Origin of the sequence: Metabacillus dongyingensis, assembly GCF_019933155.2 — a bacterium.
In the GTDB taxonomy this organism is placed as follows: domain Bacteria; phylum Bacillota; class Bacilli; order Bacillales; family Bacillaceae; genus Bacillus_P; species Bacillus_P dongyingensis.
In genome coordinates, this window is record NZ_CP082944.1 from 2,151,009 (window position 1) to 2,168,490 (window position 17,482).

Annotated in this window: 16 protein-coding genes; 15 read left to right on the top strand and 1 reads right to left on the bottom strand. The window is 42.0% G+C overall.

Annotation, left to right across the window (positions count from 1 at the left end; all coding sequences use genetic code 11):
- Positions 1-43 precede the first annotated feature (43 nt).
- The 5 genes from sat to K8L98_RS10660 all read left to right on the top strand — a co-directional run bounded on the left by sat (position 44) and on the right by K8L98_RS10660 (position 4,076).
- The gene (gene sat / locus K8L98_RS10640) at positions 44-1,183 is read left to right on the top strand and encodes a sulfate adenylyltransferase (RefSeq protein WP_223442174.1); all 1,140 of its coding nucleotides are present in this window, start codon (positions 44-46) and stop codon (positions 1,181-1,183) included.
- 16 nt (positions 1,184-1,199) lie between these two features.
- Positions 1,200-1,793, top strand: a complete 594-nt coding sequence (gene cysC / locus K8L98_RS10645) for an adenylyl-sulfate kinase (protein ID WP_223442177.1) — start codon at positions 1,200-1,202, stop codon at positions 1,791-1,793.
- A gap of 156 nt (positions 1,794-1,949) precedes the next feature.
- The gene (cobA, locus tag K8L98_RS10650) at positions 1,950-2,726 is read left to right on the top strand and encodes a uroporphyrinogen-III C-methyltransferase (protein WP_223442179.1); all 777 of its coding nucleotides are present in this window, start codon (positions 1,950-1,952) and stop codon (positions 2,724-2,726) included.
- Between the two features lie 2 nt (positions 2,727-2,728).
- The gene (locus K8L98_RS10655) at positions 2,729-3,514 is read left to right on the top strand and encodes a sirohydrochlorin chelatase (RefSeq protein ID WP_223442181.1); all 786 of its coding nucleotides are present in this window, start codon (positions 2,729-2,731) and stop codon (positions 3,512-3,514) included.
- The gene (locus K8L98_RS10660) at positions 3,495-4,076 is read left to right on the top strand and encodes an NAD(P)-dependent oxidoreductase (RefSeq protein WP_223442184.1); all 582 of its coding nucleotides are present in this window, start codon (positions 3,495-3,497) and stop codon (positions 4,074-4,076) included. The genes K8L98_RS10655 and K8L98_RS10660 overlap by 20 nt, the downstream gene beginning before the upstream one ends.
- Before the next feature lie 139 nt (positions 4,077-4,215).
- Here the strand turns inward: K8L98_RS10660 and K8L98_RS10665 are convergent, their stop codons facing one another.
- The gene (locus K8L98_RS10665; RefSeq protein WP_223442186.1) at positions 4,216-5,922 is read right to left on the bottom strand and encodes an Rqc2 family fibronectin-binding protein; all 1,707 of its coding nucleotides are present in this window, start codon (positions 5,920-5,922) and stop codon (positions 4,216-4,218) included.
- 143 nt (positions 5,923-6,065) lie between these two features.
- Between K8L98_RS10665 and K8L98_RS10670 the strand changes: the two genes are divergently transcribed.
- The 10 genes from K8L98_RS10670 to rsmB all read left to right on the top strand — a co-directional run bounded on the left by K8L98_RS10670 (position 6,066) and on the right by rsmB (position 17,482).
- Positions 6,066-8,741: a calcium-translocating P-type ATPase, SERCA-type gene (locus K8L98_RS10670; RefSeq protein ID WP_223442188.1), complete on the top strand. Its 2,676-nt coding sequence runs from the start codon at positions 6,066-6,068 to the stop codon at positions 8,739-8,741.
- A 123-nt stretch (positions 8,742-8,864) separates the two neighbouring features.
- Positions 8,865-9,740, top strand: coding sequence for a YicC/YloC family endoribonuclease (locus K8L98_RS10675; RefSeq protein ID WP_223442191.1), 876 nt, complete (start codon positions 8,865-8,867; stop codon positions 9,738-9,740).
- A 74-nt stretch (positions 9,741-9,814) separates the two neighbouring features.
- Positions 9,815-10,078 (top strand): extracellular matrix/biofilm regulator RemA, encoded by a 264-nt coding sequence (remA, locus tag K8L98_RS10680; RefSeq protein ID WP_029281439.1) that lies wholly within the window; start codon positions 9,815-9,817, stop codon positions 10,076-10,078.
- A 14-nt stretch (positions 10,079-10,092) separates the two neighbouring features.
- Positions 10,093-10,707, top strand: coding sequence for a guanylate kinase (gene gmk / locus K8L98_RS10685; protein WP_070879123.1), 615 nt, complete (start codon positions 10,093-10,095; stop codon positions 10,705-10,707).
- Positions 10,708-10,712: 5 nt separating this feature from the next.
- Entirely contained in the window at positions 10,713-10,910 is a 198-nt protein-coding gene (gene rpoZ, locus K8L98_RS10690; RefSeq protein ID WP_070879124.1) for a DNA-directed RNA polymerase subunit omega, read from the top strand.
- Positions 10,911-11,020: 110 nt separating this feature from the next.
- Complete coding sequence (gene coaBC, locus K8L98_RS10695) at positions 11,021-12,223, top strand: bifunctional phosphopantothenoylcysteine decarboxylase/phosphopantothenate--cysteine ligase CoaBC (RefSeq protein WP_223442194.1); 1,203 nt, start codon at positions 11,021-11,023, stop codon at positions 12,221-12,223.
- Positions 12,224-12,226: 3 nt separating this feature from the next.
- Complete coding sequence (priA, locus tag K8L98_RS10700; RefSeq protein WP_223442196.1) at positions 12,227-14,644, top strand: primosomal protein N'; 2,418 nt, start codon at positions 12,227-12,229, stop codon at positions 14,642-14,644.
- Positions 14,645-14,707: 63 nt separating this feature from the next.
- Positions 14,708-15,190: a peptide deformylase gene (gene def / locus K8L98_RS10705; protein ID WP_223442198.1), complete on the top strand. Its 483-nt coding sequence runs from the start codon at positions 14,708-14,710 to the stop codon at positions 15,188-15,190.
- 5 nt (positions 15,191-15,195) lie between these two features.
- A complete protein-coding gene (gene fmt / locus K8L98_RS10710; RefSeq protein WP_223442200.1) occupies positions 15,196-16,152 on the top strand; it encodes a methionyl-tRNA formyltransferase in 957 nt (318 codons plus the stop codon).
- The gene (rsmB, locus tag K8L98_RS10715) at positions 16,136-17,482 is read left to right on the top strand and encodes a 16S rRNA (cytosine(967)-C(5))-methyltransferase RsmB (RefSeq protein WP_223442202.1); all 1,347 of its coding nucleotides are present in this window, start codon (positions 16,136-16,138) and stop codon (positions 17,480-17,482) included. The genes fmt and rsmB overlap by 17 nt, the downstream gene beginning before the upstream one ends.

Consider the following 17,482-nt stretch of genomic DNA (forward strand, 5'->3'; position numbering starts at 1 on the left):
TCAAACCAATTTTAAAGGGTATGTTTAGGAGGAAAATAAAAAAATGAGTTTACAGCCGCACGGAGGATTACTAATTCAATCATATAACCCCGAGGAAAAATATCAGGAAATTTCTGCAGAAATTGAAATCGATGCCATGGCATTAAGTGATTTGGAATTAATCGGAATTGGAGCATATAGCCCGCTCGAAGGATTTCTTTCACAAAAAGATTATGAGCAGGTCGTAAATGATATGAGACTTGCTTCAGGGACTGTCTGGAGTATACCGATTACACTGCCTGTTTCAAAGGGAACGGCTGATAAATTACTAGTCGGCGAAAAAGCGAGACTGATTTACAAAGGCGAGGTATATGGCCTGATACAGGTTGAAGATGTTTATGAGCCTGACAAAGCACATGAAGCCATTAATGTATATGGAACGGCAGACATCGCTCACCCTGGCGTGAAAAAAATGCACGAACGGGAAGACGTCTATGTAGGCGGTAAAATTACTCTTTTAAAGAGACCTGAAAAGCCATTTAAGCAATACACGTTTGATCCAATTGAAACGCGTGAAATTTTCAAAAGCAAAGGCTGGAAAACTGTCGTTGGATTCCAGACAAGAAACCCCGTGCATAGAGCACATGAATATATTCAGAAATCAGCCCTTGAAACAGTGGATGGATTATTCTTAAATCCGCTTGTAGGTGAAACCAAATCTGATGACATTTCAGCATCCATCAGAATGGAGAGCTATGAGGTACTTCTAAGAAACTATTATCCGGAAGAACGGGTTGAGCTCGGCGTCTTTCCTGCAGCAATGAGATATGCAGGCCCAAGAGAAGCGATCTTTCATGCCATTGTCCGGAAGAATTACGGTTGCACCCATTTTATTGTTGGCAGAGATCATGCAGGTGTTGGTGATTACTACGGAACCTATGATGCTCAGAAAATCTTTGATCAATTTGAGGAGCAGGAGCTTGGAATCAAGCCGCTGAAATTCGATCACAGCTTCTACTGCAGCAAATGCGAAGGAATGGCGACAACGAAAACATGTCCTCATGACAGCTCGGCACATGTTATTCTATCAGGAACAAAGGTAAGGCAAATGCTCCGGAACGGCGAGGTTCCTCCTAGCACTTTCAGCCGCCCGGAAGTTATTGAAGTTCTAATAAACGGACTTAAAAAAGAAAACGTATCATAAGAAGGGAGAAACATCTATGAGCAGCAATATTGTATGGCACCAATCCTCTATTTCAAAACAAGAAAGACGAGATAAAAATAAGCACCAGAGCTTTATTCTCTGGTTTACAGGTTTATCAGCATCCGGTAAATCTTCTGTTGCGAACGCTTTTGCTAGGACTTTATTTGACCGCGGCGCTCAGGCGTTTGTCCTGGATGGTGATAATGTGAGGCACGGCCTCAATCAGGATCTTGGCTTTAATGAGACCGACCGCAAGGAAAATATCAGACGAATTGGAGAGGTTTCGAAACTGTTTGTTGAAAGCGGGCAAATCGTCTTAACAGCTTTTATATCCCCTTACCGTGCTGATCGTGACCTTGTCAGAAAATTGGTTGAAAAGGATGAATTCCTCGAAGTCTATATTAAATGTTCGATTGAAGAATGCGAAAAACGCGATCCCAAAGGGCTTTATAAAAAAGCGAGAAACGAAGAAATCAAACATTTTACAGGCATCAGCGCACCATACGAAGAGCCTGCGAATCCGGAAATTGTCCTGGATACAGAAAAATATTCAATAGAAGAATGTGTTAAACAATTGACGAAAACTTTAATAGAAAAGGGTTTAATCTAAAAGCTTACGTTTATGAGCTGAAGATCAAAGAAAAAAATTCTCAAAAAGTTTGAATTTATTGATATATTATTCTATAAGAACAGCAATACATCATTTCAGTTAATTGTCCTCAAATGAACATGCGGTCAATTACAAGTTAGTTAGGAGAGTCAGAACATGGGAAAGGTCTATTTAGTTGGAGCAGGCCCAGGTGATCCTGAACTGATCACGTTAAAAGCCATCAAATGCATCCAGCAGGCAGATGTTATTTTGTATGATCGCCTGGTTAATAAAGAATTGCTTTCCTATGCCAAAAAGGAAGCAGATCTCATATATTGCGGCAAGCTTCCCGACTATCATTTAATGAAGCAGGAAACGATTCATCACTTCTTAATCCGTTATGCGAAAAGCGGCAAGATCGTAACCCGTTTAAAAGGGGGAGACCCATTTGTATTCGGACGCGGTGCTGAGGAAGCAGAAGCACTTGCAAAGCAGAAGATTCCGTTTGAAATCGTACCTGGCATCACCTCGGGCATAGCAGCTGCCGCATATGCAGGAATTCCTGTCACGCACAGGGATGTAAGTGCAAGCGTTGCTTTTGTCACAGGACATCTCAAAAATGATGCAAAAGAAGACGAGAAGTGGGCAAGCCTCTCAAAAGGCATAGATACATTAGCGATTTATATGGGCGTCAGCAACCTTCCGTATATTCAGGAACAGCTTCTGAAAAATGGGAAAAGCAAAGACACACCCGTTGCTCTGGTCCATTGGGGAACGACTGAAGTTCAAAAAACAGTTACAGGCACACTTGAAGATATCCTTGAAGTTGTCCGTGAACAGAATATAAAAAATCCAAGCATGATCATTATCGGAGAAGTTGTACGCTACCGCGAGAAAATTAAGTGGTTTGAAGAGAACTTACAGACTTCAGCTCCTATCAGCGAGGCGTTATAAAAATGAAACAAGCCGTTTTATATGTGTGCCATGGCAGCCGTGTGAAAGAAGCGTGTGATGAGGCCATTGCTTTTATCGAGAAAACTCAAATGCATATTCATGCCGATATTCAGGAAATCTGCTTTCTTGAGCTGGCGGAACCTTCTATTGAAGAAGGGTTCGCCTCTTGCATCAAGCAAGGCGCCACACACGTTGCTGTTGTTCCTCTGTTATTGCTTACTGCTGTACATGCGAAAGAGGACATTCCTCTGGAAGTGAAAAAGGCTGCAGAAAACTATCCGGAAGCTGCCATTACATATGGTATGCCTATAGGTGTGCACCAAAAGATGGCTAAAAGCATCGTGAACAGAGTGCATGAACAAGGCAGGCCAGATTCTGACTCAATCATTGTCCTGATTGGACGGGGCAGCTCAGACCACGACGTAGTAAGAGATTTGACTGCCATAAGCAGGCTGGTCAAGAGTAAATCCGGTGTCAGCAATGTGGAAATCTGCTTTCTGACTGCTGCTGAACCGAGTCTTGATGAGATGCTTTTAAATCTGTCGCTTCTCAAAGAGAAAACGATTTTTCTAGTGCCCTATTTATTGTTTACAGGGCTGCTTATGAGGGAAATTCAGACTAAAGTAAATAAGCTTGGCCATGAAAAAATCAAGCTTTGCCGGTATTTAGGCTACGACTCTGAAGTTGAAGAAGTTTTTACCGAAAGAGTGCAGTCTGCAATTGATAATCATGATTCTATTTATACTTTTAGATATGGAGACAAATGCGATGCTGCCATTAATGATTGACGTCAAAAATCGGCTGGTCGTCATCATTGGAGGCGGAAAAATCGCTTACAGAAGACTGTCTGTATTTTTAAAGCAGGGTGCAAAAATAAAGGTGATCAGTCCGCATGTGATTGATGAAATCAGCTTTCTCCATGCTCAATCACAACTTGAATGGAAACAAAAAGAAGCAGATAAAGAAGATTTCAATGATGCGTTTTTAATTGTTGCAGCAACTGACAGCAAGGAAGTAAATGCCTGGGTAGCAAGGGAGGCGGGAGAACATCAGCTTGTCAATCTTGCTGGTGAGTCAGAGCTTGGAAATGTTCAGGTTCCTTCGTTTCATCAGCGTGGTAGATTAACGCTTGCTGTGTCCACGGATGGGGCAAGCCCATCACTTGCAAAAGATCTATCCGGGCAATTATTTAATCAATTTGATGACGTGTTCTTTGACCGCTTGGAAGATCTTTTTAATGAACGGAAAAAAATTAAAGCCTCAGATCTTCATCAGGATGAAAAGCAAAGGCTTCTGAAGCAGCTTGTCAGAAAAGCGCAAGGGCCTTGGTCAGCTCCGACAGACAGATAACAATCCGCTGAAAAAGTCCGGTTCTGACTTTTTTGGCGGATTCGTTCTGGCCGAGGAGTTAGTCTCTTGCGCTGGACATGAATGCGCAAATTTTTATTCTTACTATTAACTTCAAAAAAAGCATGGACTCATAAAGTGTCTATGCTTTTCTTAATTTTATCACCAAATCCGGATCAGGCGTCACATAGACGGTTTGCTGATTGTCATAAATCACAAAACCTGGTTTGGATCCGTTTGGTTTTTTGACATGCCGGATTTTTGTGAAGTCAACCGGGACAGAGCTTGAGCCTTTTGCTTTGCTGAAATAGGCTGCAAGATTGGCCGCCTCTAGTATCGTTTCCTCACTTGGTTCCTGGCTGCGGATGACAACATGAGAGCCAGGTATGTCTTTTGTATGCAGCCAAATATCATCCCGTGCAGCTGTTTTGTTTGTTAAATAATCGTTTTGCTTGTTGTTTTTTCCGACAAGTATTTCAGTGCCATCGCTTGCAGTATATTTTTCAAGAACAATTTTTGCAGGTTTGTTCTTTTTATTTCCCTTCACTTGTTTCTTCTTTAAATAGCCGCCTTCCATCAGTTCTTCTCTAATCTCTTCGATGTCCTTTGGAGAAGCGGATTCAATTTGCTGAAACACGTTTTCAAAATAGTGGATTTCATTTTCAGCCAGGCTGATTTGTTCTTCAACAAATGCAACTGATTTTTTCGCCTTGTTGTACTTTTGAAAATAAGCCTGTGCATTTTCAGATGGTGTCTTTTGCGGGTTCAAGGTAATACTGACCATTTCCCCGTTATAATAGTTTATGACCTCTGACATTTTATCCCCGCGTTTTATTGCATACATATTTGCTGTAATCAGCTCGCCGCGCAGCTTGTATTTCTCTGCTTTTTCAGCATCCTTTAACGTGGCTTGCAGTTTCTTTATTTTTGTTTTATTTTTCTTCAGTTCATTTTGAACAAAACGTTCAAGGTCATTTCCCTGCTGCTTTACCCGGTCACGGGCTGCTTTTCCATAATAATAGCGGTCGAGCATCTCTGAAATCGTTGGGAACACCTTGCTGGTCCCATTTAAGTGAGTAAGCGGCAGGATATAAAAGTATTCTTTTTCATCGGTTTCAATCATAGTTGCCGAAATTTCACTATTCTTGATGTCTGAAACGAGATTCAGAAATGATTCAGGCAAGCTGGTCCGGCTGGCAAGTCCTGCTCTAAAGAGAATCTCTTTTGCAAACAGGGGAGATATTCCGGCGAACTGCTGCATAAGCTGCTGATCTATTTTCCCTGAATTAAAATCAACTTTGCGCAGAATGGTTTCTTCTGTTGCTTCAAAAGGGTTCAGTTTATTCTGTTCAGGAGGCAGAACATATTCCTGACCAGGCATAATGGTCCTGTGCCGATTTACAGCAGGTGATATGTGCTTAATGCTGTCGAGGATCATATTGCGGTCACGGTCTATTAGAATAATGTTGCTGTGTCTTCCCATTATTTCAATGATCAGGCGTTTATTAGTGACGTCGCCAATTTCATTTCTGCTCTTTACATCAAAGTAAAGAATCCGTTCTAATTCAATTTGGCCGATTCTTTCAATGACCCCGCCTTCGAGATGCTTTCTGAGCAGCATGCAGAACATAGGAGGTTCACTCGGATTTTCATAGCTTTCAGTTGTTAAATGAATTCTTGCATAGCTTGGATGAGCTGAGAACAGGAGACGGTGATTTCCCCCATTTGCCCGGATGACAAATATCAGTTCATTTTTATATGGCTGATGGATCTTTGAGATTCTTCCATTTGCCAGTTCATTTTTCAATTCTTCAGTTATTGCATATGTAAACATGCCATCAAATGACATCGCAAGCACCCTTTTCTATAGGTAAGTTGGATCAAATCTCCACATTCAAATTATTATAGCATTTTTTTGGACAGGGCTGAATAAATTGACATTATAAGAGATTGTCCTACTATTCCACGTATTGAGAGGTGTAAAAAAAATTCATGAAATGGCATGAAATTGGACCGGAAGAAGTACTTCAGTCAATTAATACAAGCAGAGAAAACGGATTATCTGAAAAAGATGTTCAAAAAAGAGTGAAGCATCACGGTTTCAATGAACTTAAGGAAGCTGAAAAACCTTCAGCATTTTTATTATTTCTGGAGCAGTTTAAAGATTTTATGGTGCTTGTTTTGTTAGCGGCAACACTGATCTCGGGTCTGCTTGGCGAATATATTGATGCCATTGCAATCATTGCCATCGTTTTAATTAATGGAATACTTGGTTTTTTTCAGGAACGGCGTGCAGAAAAATCACTTGAAGCATTAAAAGAGATGTCAGCGCCTCAAGTACAGGCTCTCAGAGAAGGCGAATGGACAAGAATTCAATCGAAGGATCTAGTACCTGGAGATATTGTGAAATTTACGAGCGGGGACAGAATTGGCGCGGATCTTCGCTTAATCGAAGCAAAAAGCCTTGAGATAGAAGAATCGGCTTTAACAGGAGAGTCGCTTCCTGTTTCTAAATTTACGAATGCTTTGTCAGATGGTCATGCGGGTATTGGGGATTTAACCAATATGGCCTTCATGGGAACTTTAGTAACACGCGGCAATGGCGTTGGCGTTGTTGTTGCAACGGGCATGAATACTGCGATGGGTCAGATTGCCGACTTGCTTCAATCTGCTGAGACCTTGGAAACACCGCTTCAGAGAAGACTTGAGCAGCTCGGGAAAATCTTAATTGTTGTGGCCCTTGCGTTAACTTTTTTAGTAGTCGCTGTCGGAGTGATTCAAGGTCATGAGCTATATGATATGTTTCTTGCAGGTGTGTCTCTTGCAGTGGCTGCAATTCCGGAAGGACTTCCTGCCATCGTAACCGTTGCTTTGTCTCTCGGTGTTCAGAGGATGATCAAACAAAGGTCGATTGTCAGAAAGCTGCCCGCTGTTGAAACACTTGGCTGTGCATCCGTTATATGTTCAGATAAGACCGGGACGATGACACAAAATAAGATGACCGTTACTCATATTTGGTCAGGCGGACGCACCTGGCAGTTGAGCGGAACAGGATATCAGCCTAAAGGCGAATTCTTCGTGAATGAACAAAAGGTTTTGGTCAAGGACAATAAATCCCTTCAGCAAATTCTCACATTTGGCATGCTTTGCAATACAGCAAACATTTATGAAAAAGATGATGACTACATTCTGGACGGTGACCCAACAGAAGGAGCACTTGTTGTTGCGGCAATGAAAGCAGGACTCTCTAAAGAAGCGCTGTCAAAGCAATTTAAAATTATAGAAGAATTTCCGTTTGACTCAATCCGGAAGATGATGAGCGTCATTATCGAGGATAAAAACGGAAAGCGCTTTGTTGTCACAAAAGGTGCTCCGGATATTTTGCTTCAGAAATTAGATTATGTGCTGTGGGACGAAAAACAGCACTATATGTCTGCAAAATATGAAACAAAAATAAATGAAGCAATCGACAATCTGGCATCTCAAGCATTAAGGACCATTGCTGTTGCCTTTAAGCCTGTCTCTGCCCAGGCCATTTATCATCAGCATGAAGCTGAAAAGAATCTGGTTTTCTTAGGGCTGCAGGGAATGATCGATCCTCCTCGTCCTGAAGTGAAACAAGCGGTGAAGGAATGCAGACAGGCTGGAATAAAAACGGTGATGATCACTGGTGACCATGTCAATACTGCCAGAGCCATAGCTAAACAGCTGGATCTCTTGCCGGCGAATGGAAAAGTAATAGATGGAGCAGCTCTGTCAGCTATGCCAAATGAAGAGCTTGTGCAGATTGTAGATGATATTTATGTGTTCGCAAGGGTATCGCCGGAACATAAGCTGAAAATAGTAAAAGCGCTTCAAAGCAGAGGGCACATTGTTGCCATGACAGGTGACGGAGTAAACGATGCACCTGCCATAAAAGCTGCTGACATAGGCATTTCAATGGGGATAACAGGAACAGATGTAGCAAAGGAAGCATCTGCACTTATTTTAGTGGATGATAACTTTGCAACGATCAAGCTTGCTATTAAAGAAGGCCGAAATATCTATGAAAACATAAGAAAGTTTATCAGATATCTGCTCGCTTCAAATGTTGGAGAAATTCTGGTTATGCTTTTTGCCATGCTGCTCGCGCTTCCCCTGCCCCTTGTTCCGATCCAGATCCTTTGGGTCAATCTTGTGACAGATGGTCTGCCTGCGATGGCTCTCGGTTTAGATCAGCCAGAAGGAGATTTAATGCAGAGGAAGCCGAGGCATCATAAAGAAGGGGTATTTGCACGGGGCCTTGGATGGAAAGTCATTTCGAGAGGTTTCTTGATCGGAATCGTGACCCTTGCAGCCTTTATGATTGTCTATCACAGAGATCCTGACAATTTAATTTATGCCCAGACGATTGCGTTTGCAACATTGGTCATGGCTCAATTGATTCATGTGTTTGACTGCAGAAGCGAACGTTCAGTATTTTTAAGAAATCCGTTTGAGAACCTCTACCTGGTCGGAGCGGTTATTTCATCCGTGCTGCTGATGCTGGCAGTGATCTACTACGCCCCGATGCAGCCGATATTCCATACAGTGCCAATCATGGCTCGCGACTGGCTCTTGGTGCTTGGATTATCAGCCATACCAACTTTTTTGCTGGCAGGGTCACTTTTAACAAGAAAAAAAAGTTAAAATATGCTATAATTCGAAAGGTAATAGCTGAGTCTATTACCTTTTCTTTTGTTAGAAGCTCTTTTTGGGACAGAAACAAGGAGCATTTCTTATGATATGATCAAAGAATTGGATGTGAAATAAATGGTTTGCAGCATGACAGGATATGGGCGTTCATCAATTGGGAATGATAAACTGACCATTACAGCCGAAATGAAATCGGTTAATCACCGTTTTTTTGAAATTAACGTAAGAATGCCTAGACAATTGATGTCCATTGAGGATAAAATCAAAAAAGTGATCTCTTCTATCATTTATAGAGGACGCGTTGAATTATACATAACAATTGAAGGCGAATCATTGGCAGACCGGTTTATCGAAGTTGATTGGAACCTGCTTGATCAATATGTTCAGGCAGCTGCGGAGATAGGAAACCGGTATGATTTACATAATGGATTGCAGCTGACTGATCTCCTTAAGCTGGAAAATGTTATTACAGTCGGAGAACAGGAAAATAGTAATGAAGAAATACAATCTATGATCTTTGCGGCTGTGCAGGATGCGGCATTAAAGCTGAAAGAAATGAGAAAGGCAGAAGGTGCACATCTGAAAAGCGATTTGCTGAAGCAGCTGTCGATTTTGGAGTCATATGTTTCTGATATTGAAAAATATGCCCCTCAGGTCGTGATCCGCTACAAACATAGGCTGGAAAAAAAGATGGCTGAACTTTCTGAAGGCACAATGGATGAAAGCAGAATCATAACAGAGGCTGCCCTTTTTGCTGACAGAGCGGACATTGCAGAAGAGATTACGAGAATCAGAAGCCATCTCTCACAATTCCGTGAAACGATGCAAAAAGAAGAATCAATTGGAAGAAAGCTGGATTTCCTTGTTCAGGAGCTGAACAGAGAAGCGAACACGATTGGCTCTAAAGCAAATGACAAGGATATATCCAAATGTTCAGTAGAACTGAAAAGCGTCATAGAAAGATTAAAAGAGCAAGTCCAAAATATTGAATAATTAGCAGTTAAATCGTTTATAATGGGCCATTTAGGGCAAAAATAGTTTTGTCGTTTACTAGGGGGAGCGAATAGATGAGTATTAAGTTAATTAATATCGGCTTTGGCAATATCGTCTCAGCCAATCGCATTATTTCCATTGTAAGTCCTGAATCAGCTCCGATTAAAAGGATCATTCAAGACGCCCGTGACCGCGCCATGCTTATTGATGCAACATACGGGCGCAGAACGAGAGCGGTCGTGATTATGGACAGTGACCATATTATACTATCTGCGGTTCAGCCCGAAACGGTTGCCCACAGGCTTTCAAATAAAGACGAGTTAACAGATGAAGGGTAGGGAAAGTTCTGGATATGAAAGAAAGAGGATTACTCATCGTGCTTTCGGGTCCTTCTGGTGTTGGTAAAGGTACTGTGCGAAAAGCTATCTTTTCACAAAATGATACAGATTTTCAATATTCCATCAGCATGACGACGCGCAAACCGCGCGAAGGCGAAGTTGACGGAGTTGATTATTTCTTTAAATCAAAAGAAGAATTCGAACAATTAATTAAAGAAGACCGTTTACTGGAATGGGCAGAATTCGTGGGCAATTACTATGGTACGCCGATTGACTATGTGGAGAAAACGTTAAGCGAAGGAAGAGATGTTTTCCTTGAAATTGAAGTTCAGGGAGCATTGCAGGTTCGAAAGGCATTTCCGGAAGGGTTATTCATCTTCCTTATGCCGCCAAGCTTAAGCGAGCTAAAAAACCGCATCGTCACCCGCGGAACAGAAACACAGGATATCATCAATAATCGCATGAAAGTTGCCAAAGAAGAAATTGAAATGATGGATGCTTACGATTACGTCGTTGAAAATGATCATGTGGATCTTGCATGCGGACGTATTCGTGCGATTGTCACAGCTGAACATTGCAGACGTGACCGCATTGCACTTCGTTATAAGAAAATGCTGGAGGTTGAATAAATAATATGTTATATCCATCTATTGATAAACTCATGAACAAGCTTGATTCTAAATATACACTCGTAACAGTGGCGGCAAGACGCGCACGTGAAATGCAGGAAAATCACGATCAGCAAATCGTGAAGCCTGTCTCTCATAAATATGTCGGCAAAGCACTTGAAGAAATTAATTCAGGCTTGCTGGATTATGAAAAACAAGACTAATTAAATGGCACTCTAAAATAACAACCTGAAACAACATGGGTTGTTATTTTTTCATTCTTGATAATTCACGGCTATAATAAGTACTATGACTTTGGTGGGGGGAATGTGAAATGAAGGGAAAGAAAATTCTCCTTTGCGTAAGCGGAGGAATTGCCGTATATAAAGCTGCAGCTTTAACAAGCAAAATCATTCAGGCAGGAGCTGAAATCAAAGTGATTATGACACGTTCAGCGCGTGAATTTGTTAACCCGCTGACTTTTCAGGCTCTGTCAAGAAATGACGTTTATTTTGATACATTTGACGAGAAAAATCCTGCCGTTATCTCACACATTGATCTTGCAGATTGGGCAGATTTGGTTGTGGTCGCTCCGGCCACTGCAAATACAATCGGTAAATTAGCAAATGGGATAGCAGACGATATGCTGACAACAACATTACTTGCGACAACTGCACCGGTCTGGATTGCTCCTGCTATGAATGTTCATATGTATGACAACCCGGCCGTTCAGAAAAACATTCTGGCGTTATCCCAATATGGATATCAGTACATTGAGCCTAGCGAAGGCTATTTAGCCTGCGGATATGTCGGAAAAGGAAGACTTGAAGAACCTGAGAAAATTGTCTCTTTAATAGAAGGTTTTTTTTCTGATAAGCAAAATCAGGTTTTAAAAGGCAAGAAAGTTATGATTACTGCGGGTCCAACCCGCGAAAAAGTAGATCCTGTCCGTTATTTTACAAATCATTCTTCAGGGAAAATGGGCTATGCCATTGCAGAGGCGGCAAATCAAATGGGTGCTGAAGTTACTTTGATCTCAGGCCCTGTTGAAATTGCTCCGCCTTCAGGAGTAACGGTCATTCGGGTTGAATCGGCAGATGAAATGCATCAAGAAGTATTGAACCGCTTCAGTGAAATGGATATTGTCATTAAGTCTGCGGCAGTTGCCGATTACCGGCCGCGCGTCGTCTCTGATCAGAAAATGAAAAAACAGGACGGATCTTTAACTATTGAAATGGAACGGACAAAAGATATTTTAAAAGATCTTGGAGAGCGAAAAGAAAACCAGATTTTAGTTGGATTCGCAGCCGAAACCGAAAATGTGGAGGAATATGCCTTAAGAAAACTCCAGAAAAAAAATCTGGATATGATTGTGGCAAACAATGTGACGCTTGCTGGAGCTGGTTTTGGAACGGATACAAACATTGTGACCATGTATAAAAAAAGCGGAGAAAAAAAGGAGCTTCCCGTGCTTTCTAAGCAAGAAGTAGCTAAGCAAATTTTAGAAGAAATCAGCCGTTTTAACAAAGGAGTATAAATCATGAGGTTTGCAAGCGTTATCGTTGATGTGAAAGCGATGCAGACAGACAGAGCATTTGATTATCTGATTCCTGAAAAATGGACAGGTTTTATCAAACCTGGAATGCGCGTGATCGTGCCATTTGGCCCCCGCAAAGTTCAGGGGTTTGTGATTGGCATTAAAAATGAAAGTGAATTTGATCGTGTAAAGCCAATCGCTGAAGTGATGGATATCACGCCTGCACTAACAAAGGAACTGCTTGATATCGGCCATTGGCTTACACAAACAACGTTATGCTTCAAGATTTCTGCCTTCCAGGCAATGCTCCCGGCTGCGATGAAAGCGAGATATGAAAAGGAAATAGTCCTTGTTTCTGATGAATACAGACCGAACCTTCACCCAAAAGTCCTTCCATGGTTTCAAAGCAGAAGAAGCGTTTATTGGAAAGACATTGAAAAAAGCGACTCTGTAAAAGAATTTCAAATGGAAATTGAACGGGGTGTCCTTGAAGTTATTTATCAGGTAAAACAAAAAAATAAAAAAAAGACTCAAAAATATATCACTTCGAATGCAGAAATAGCTGACTTAAAGAAAGAATCAGAGTCTTGTTCTGCGCAAGCGGCAAAACAAAAGATCGTTCTTGATTACTTTATTAATAACAGCGGTATATCTGTGCCGCTGCAAGAGCTCCTTTTGCATTTGAATATTACAGACTCTCCTGTGAAAACGCTCATTAAGAAGAAACTGCTAAGGGAAGAGAATGTGGAAATTTATCGTGATCCTTATGAGGACCGTACTTTCAAAAAGACAGAACCGCTTGCATTGACTGCGGAACAGCAGACTGCCATTTCTCCAATCCTGAACTCGGTTGAACAAAACCGGCATGATGTCTTTTTAATGTATGGTGTAACAGGCAGCGGAAAAACAGAGGTATATCTGCAGTCTATTGAGTCTGTCCTGAACCAGGGCAAAGAAGCGATCGTTCTCGTTCCTGAGATTTCGCTTACCCCGCAAATGGTCAATCGATTTAAAGGAAGATTCGGTTCGCTTGTGGCTGTGCTGCACAGCGGTCTTTCTGTCGGAGAAAAGTACGATGAATGGAGAAAGATTCATCGCGGTGAGGTAAAACTTGTCGTTGGAGCAAGATCTGCGGTATTCGCTCCATTTACTAATCTTGGAATGATTATTATTGATGAGGAACACGAAGGAAGCTACAAACAAGAAGAGAATCCCCGCTACCATGCGAGGGATGTCGCCATTTACCGTGCAAAATTTCATCAATGTCCAGTTGTTTTGGGAAGTGCAACTCCTTCATTAGAGTCGTTTGCAAGAGCAGGGAAAGAAGTGTATCAGCTGATTTCCTTAAAAGAACGTGTGAATCAGAGGCCGCTGCCCCAAGTTGAAGTGATTGATATGAGGGATGAATTAAGAAGCGGAAACAGAACCATGTTTTCATCTTCCCTGCTTGAAAAGCTTCAGGACCGAATAGCAAAAAAGGAGCAATCCGTCTTATTTTTAAATAAACGGGGATATTCTTCTTTTGTCATGTGCAGAGACTGCGGCTGTGTGACCGGATGCCCGCATTGTGAGATTTCCTTAACTTATCATAAGCATGGATCTCAATTAAAATGCCATTATTGCGGGCATGAGGAGCCGATGCCAAAGGTTTGTTCTGAATGCAGCAGCGAACATATCCGGTTCTTCGGAACGGGAACTCAGCGGGTAGAAGAAGAACTTGCAAAAGTACTGCCGGAAGCAAGAATCATCCGCATGGATGTGGATACGACGGGACGGAAGGGCTCTCATGAAAAATTACTGACGCAGTTTGGCAATAAAGAGGCAGATATCCTTTTAGGAACGCAGATGATTGCAAAAGGCCTTGATTTTCCAGATGTAACCCTTGTAGGGGTTTTAACAGCGGATACAATGCTGCATTTGCCGGATTTCCGCTCATCTGAAAAGACCTTTCAGCTGCTGACACAGGTAAGCGGCAGAGCAGGCAGACATGAATTGCCAGGCGAAGTTGTCATTCAGTCCTATTCACCTGAGCATTACAGCATTCAGCTTGCAAGCCATCATGATTATGATTCTTTTTATCAGCAGGAAATGCTGACAAGAAAGCAGCATGCTTATCCTCCTTTTTATTATCTTGCTTTAGTAACGGTGTCTCATCCCGATCTCCTTAAGGCTGTTTCAGTCACCGAGAAAATTGCGAAGCACCTGAATCAAAGACTTTCTGATACAGTCAAGATCCTTGGACCCGTAGCTTCGCCTATTCCAAGGATAAACGATAGATATCGCTATCAATGCATGATAAAATACAAGCGGGAAGAAAATCTGCACGCATCACTTAAAATGATTATCGAACGCTATCAGCAGGATATGAATAAAAATCAATTATCCATCAGCATCGATTTAAATCCAAATACCATGATGTAGGGTTTAGATGGAGCGTATGCGTCTAAACTAAATAAAATAAAGACAAATCTGGAGGATGTTTCATTGGCTATAAAACCAATTGTCTTGCACCCGGCAGATGTGCTGGAGCAAGAATGCGAACCTGTCACCAACTTTGACAGAAAGCTGTCAAAGTTGTTAAAAGATATGTATGATACAATGATTGAACTTGACGGAGTGGGTCTTGCAGCTCCTCAAGTTGGTATACCCATTCAAGCAGCTGTTGTTGACATAGATGACCATCATGGAACAATCGAACTGATTAATCCCGTTATTATAGAAAAGCGCGGTTCTCAGTCAGGACCTGAAGGCTGCTTAAGCTTCCCGGGATTATATGGAGAAGTTGAGCGCAGCGATTTTGTTAAAGTCAGAGCTCAAAATCGAAAAGGCAAACCATTTGTCATAGAAGCAAATGGTTTTTTAGCTAGAGCGATCCAGCATGAAATCGATCACCTGCATGGAATCCTGTTTACTGCAAAGGTGAAAAAATACCTAAAAGAAGAAGAGTTAGAAGAATTGGAAGGATGATTGGCATGACAAGAATTGTTTTTATGGGAACGCCGGATTTTTCTGTTCCTGTTTTAAAAAGACTGGTGGCAGAAGGCTATGAAGTTGTTGGGGTTGTAACTCAGCCTGATCGTCCTAAAGGCCGTAAAAAAACGTTAACACCTCCTCCTGTAAAAGTAGAAGCGGAAAAACAAAATATTCCTGTGCTTCAGCCGGAAAAAATCAGAGATAAAAAAGAGCTTGAGCAAGTGCTTGCTCTTAAACCGGACCTGGTCGTAACTGCTGCATTCGGTCAAATTCTGCCGAATGAATTATTAGAAGCGCCGCAGTTCGGCTGCATTAATGTTCATGCATCATTGCTTCCTGAGCTGAGAGGCGGTGCGCCTATTCATTATTCAATCCTTCAGGGCAAAAAGAAAACGGGCATCACAATCATGTACATGGTTGAAAAACTAGATGCCGGTGATATCCTGACTCAGGCAGAGGTGACAATTGAAGAGCGTGATCATGTAGGCACTCTTCATGATAAATTGAGTGCTGCCGGGGCTGATCTTTTGGCAGAAACGCTGCCTGCACTGCTTGAAGGAAAACTGACTCCCCGCAAGCAGGATAATGAAAAAGCAACATTCGCATCAAATATTAAGCGAGAACAAGAGAAAATTGACTGGACGAAAAGCGGTCAGGAAATCTATGACCACATCCGCGGTCTCCATCCATGGCCGGTTGCCTATACCCACTTAAATGGCCAAGCAGTAAAGATCTGGTGGGGTGAAAAAATGCCAAATAAAAATGCAGCAGCACCAGGTACAGTAATTGGAATCGATTCTGATGGCATTGTTGTGGCAACTGGAGACAGCACGGCAATCAAAATTACAGAGCTGCAGCCATCCGGGAAGAAAAAGATGAGCGGAGAAGATTTTTTGAGAGGCACGCAAATGCAAGCAGGAGAAAAGTTGGGAGAACAAAATGAAGAAAACAAATAATGTCCGCGAGGTTGCTTTAGAAACACTGCTGACAATTGAAAAAAATCAGGCATACAGTCATCTTCTTTTAAATTCCATGATCAAGAAGAACCACGTGAAGGAAATCGACATTCCGCTGCTGACCGAAATGGTTTATGGAACCCTTCAGCGCAAGGATACGATTGATTTTTACCTGGCGCCTTTTCTGAAAAAAGCAAAAAAAATAGAACAGTGGGTCATGAACCTGCTTCGCCTTTCGGTTTATCAAATGGTTTATTTGGATCGTGTGCCGGAGAGAGCCGTATTATTTGAAGCGGTGGAAATTGCCAAGTCACGGGGACATAAAGGAATTGCCTCTTTGGTTAATGGCATTTTAAGGTCGCTTCAGCGTGAAGGTCTTCCTGCCTTTGATTCAATCAAAGGTGAAGCAGAACGGATTGCTGTTGAAACAAGCCATCCTGTCTGGCTTGTTAAGCGCTGGATCGCACAGCTTGGAGCAGATGAGACAAGAAAAATGTGCGTGGCTAACTTAACACCGCCAAGCGTGACCTTGCGGGTGAATCAAATGAAGCAATCACCTGAGGAACTGATGGACGTACTTGCTGAAAAAGGGATTCAAACCGAAAAAGGCGACCTAACAGATGATGCAATTAAAAGTCTGAAGGGAAATCTTGCTCAAACAGAAGAATTTAAAAAGGGCTTCTTTACAATCCAGGATGAAAGCTCAATGCTAGTGGCAAGAACGCTTGGATTGCAAAAGGGCGACAATGTACTGGATGCATGCGCTGCACCTGGCGGGAAATCAACCCATATAGCTGAGATTCTCGAGAATACAGGCTCTGTCTATTCACTTGATCTGCATGAGCATAAGGTAAAGTTAATTAAAGAGCAGGCAGACCGTTTGCAGCTCAGCAATATTAAGACAGAAGCGCTCGACAGCAGAAATGCCGACAGCCGATTTGAAAACGTCCAGTTTGATAAAATTTTAGTGGACGCACCTTGTTCTGGGTTTGGTGTCATCCGGCGAAAACCGGATATTAAATATTCAAAAACGGAAGAAGATGTTAAGCGTCTGTCGGAAATTCAGCTGGCAATTCTTTCTTCAGTCGCGCCTTTATTGAAAAAAGATGGTACACTAATCTATAGCACCTGTACAATTGATCATGAAGAAAATGGACAAGTCGTACAAGCATTTTTAGAAAAACACAGGGATTACGAGCTGGATCATTCATTAACAGACCGTTTGCCGGAGCCTGCAAAACCATTTGCAGCTGATGGACAGCTTCAAATATTGCCGCACTATTTCGGCACGGACGGATTTTATATAGCAAGCTTAAGAAAGAAGGTGTAA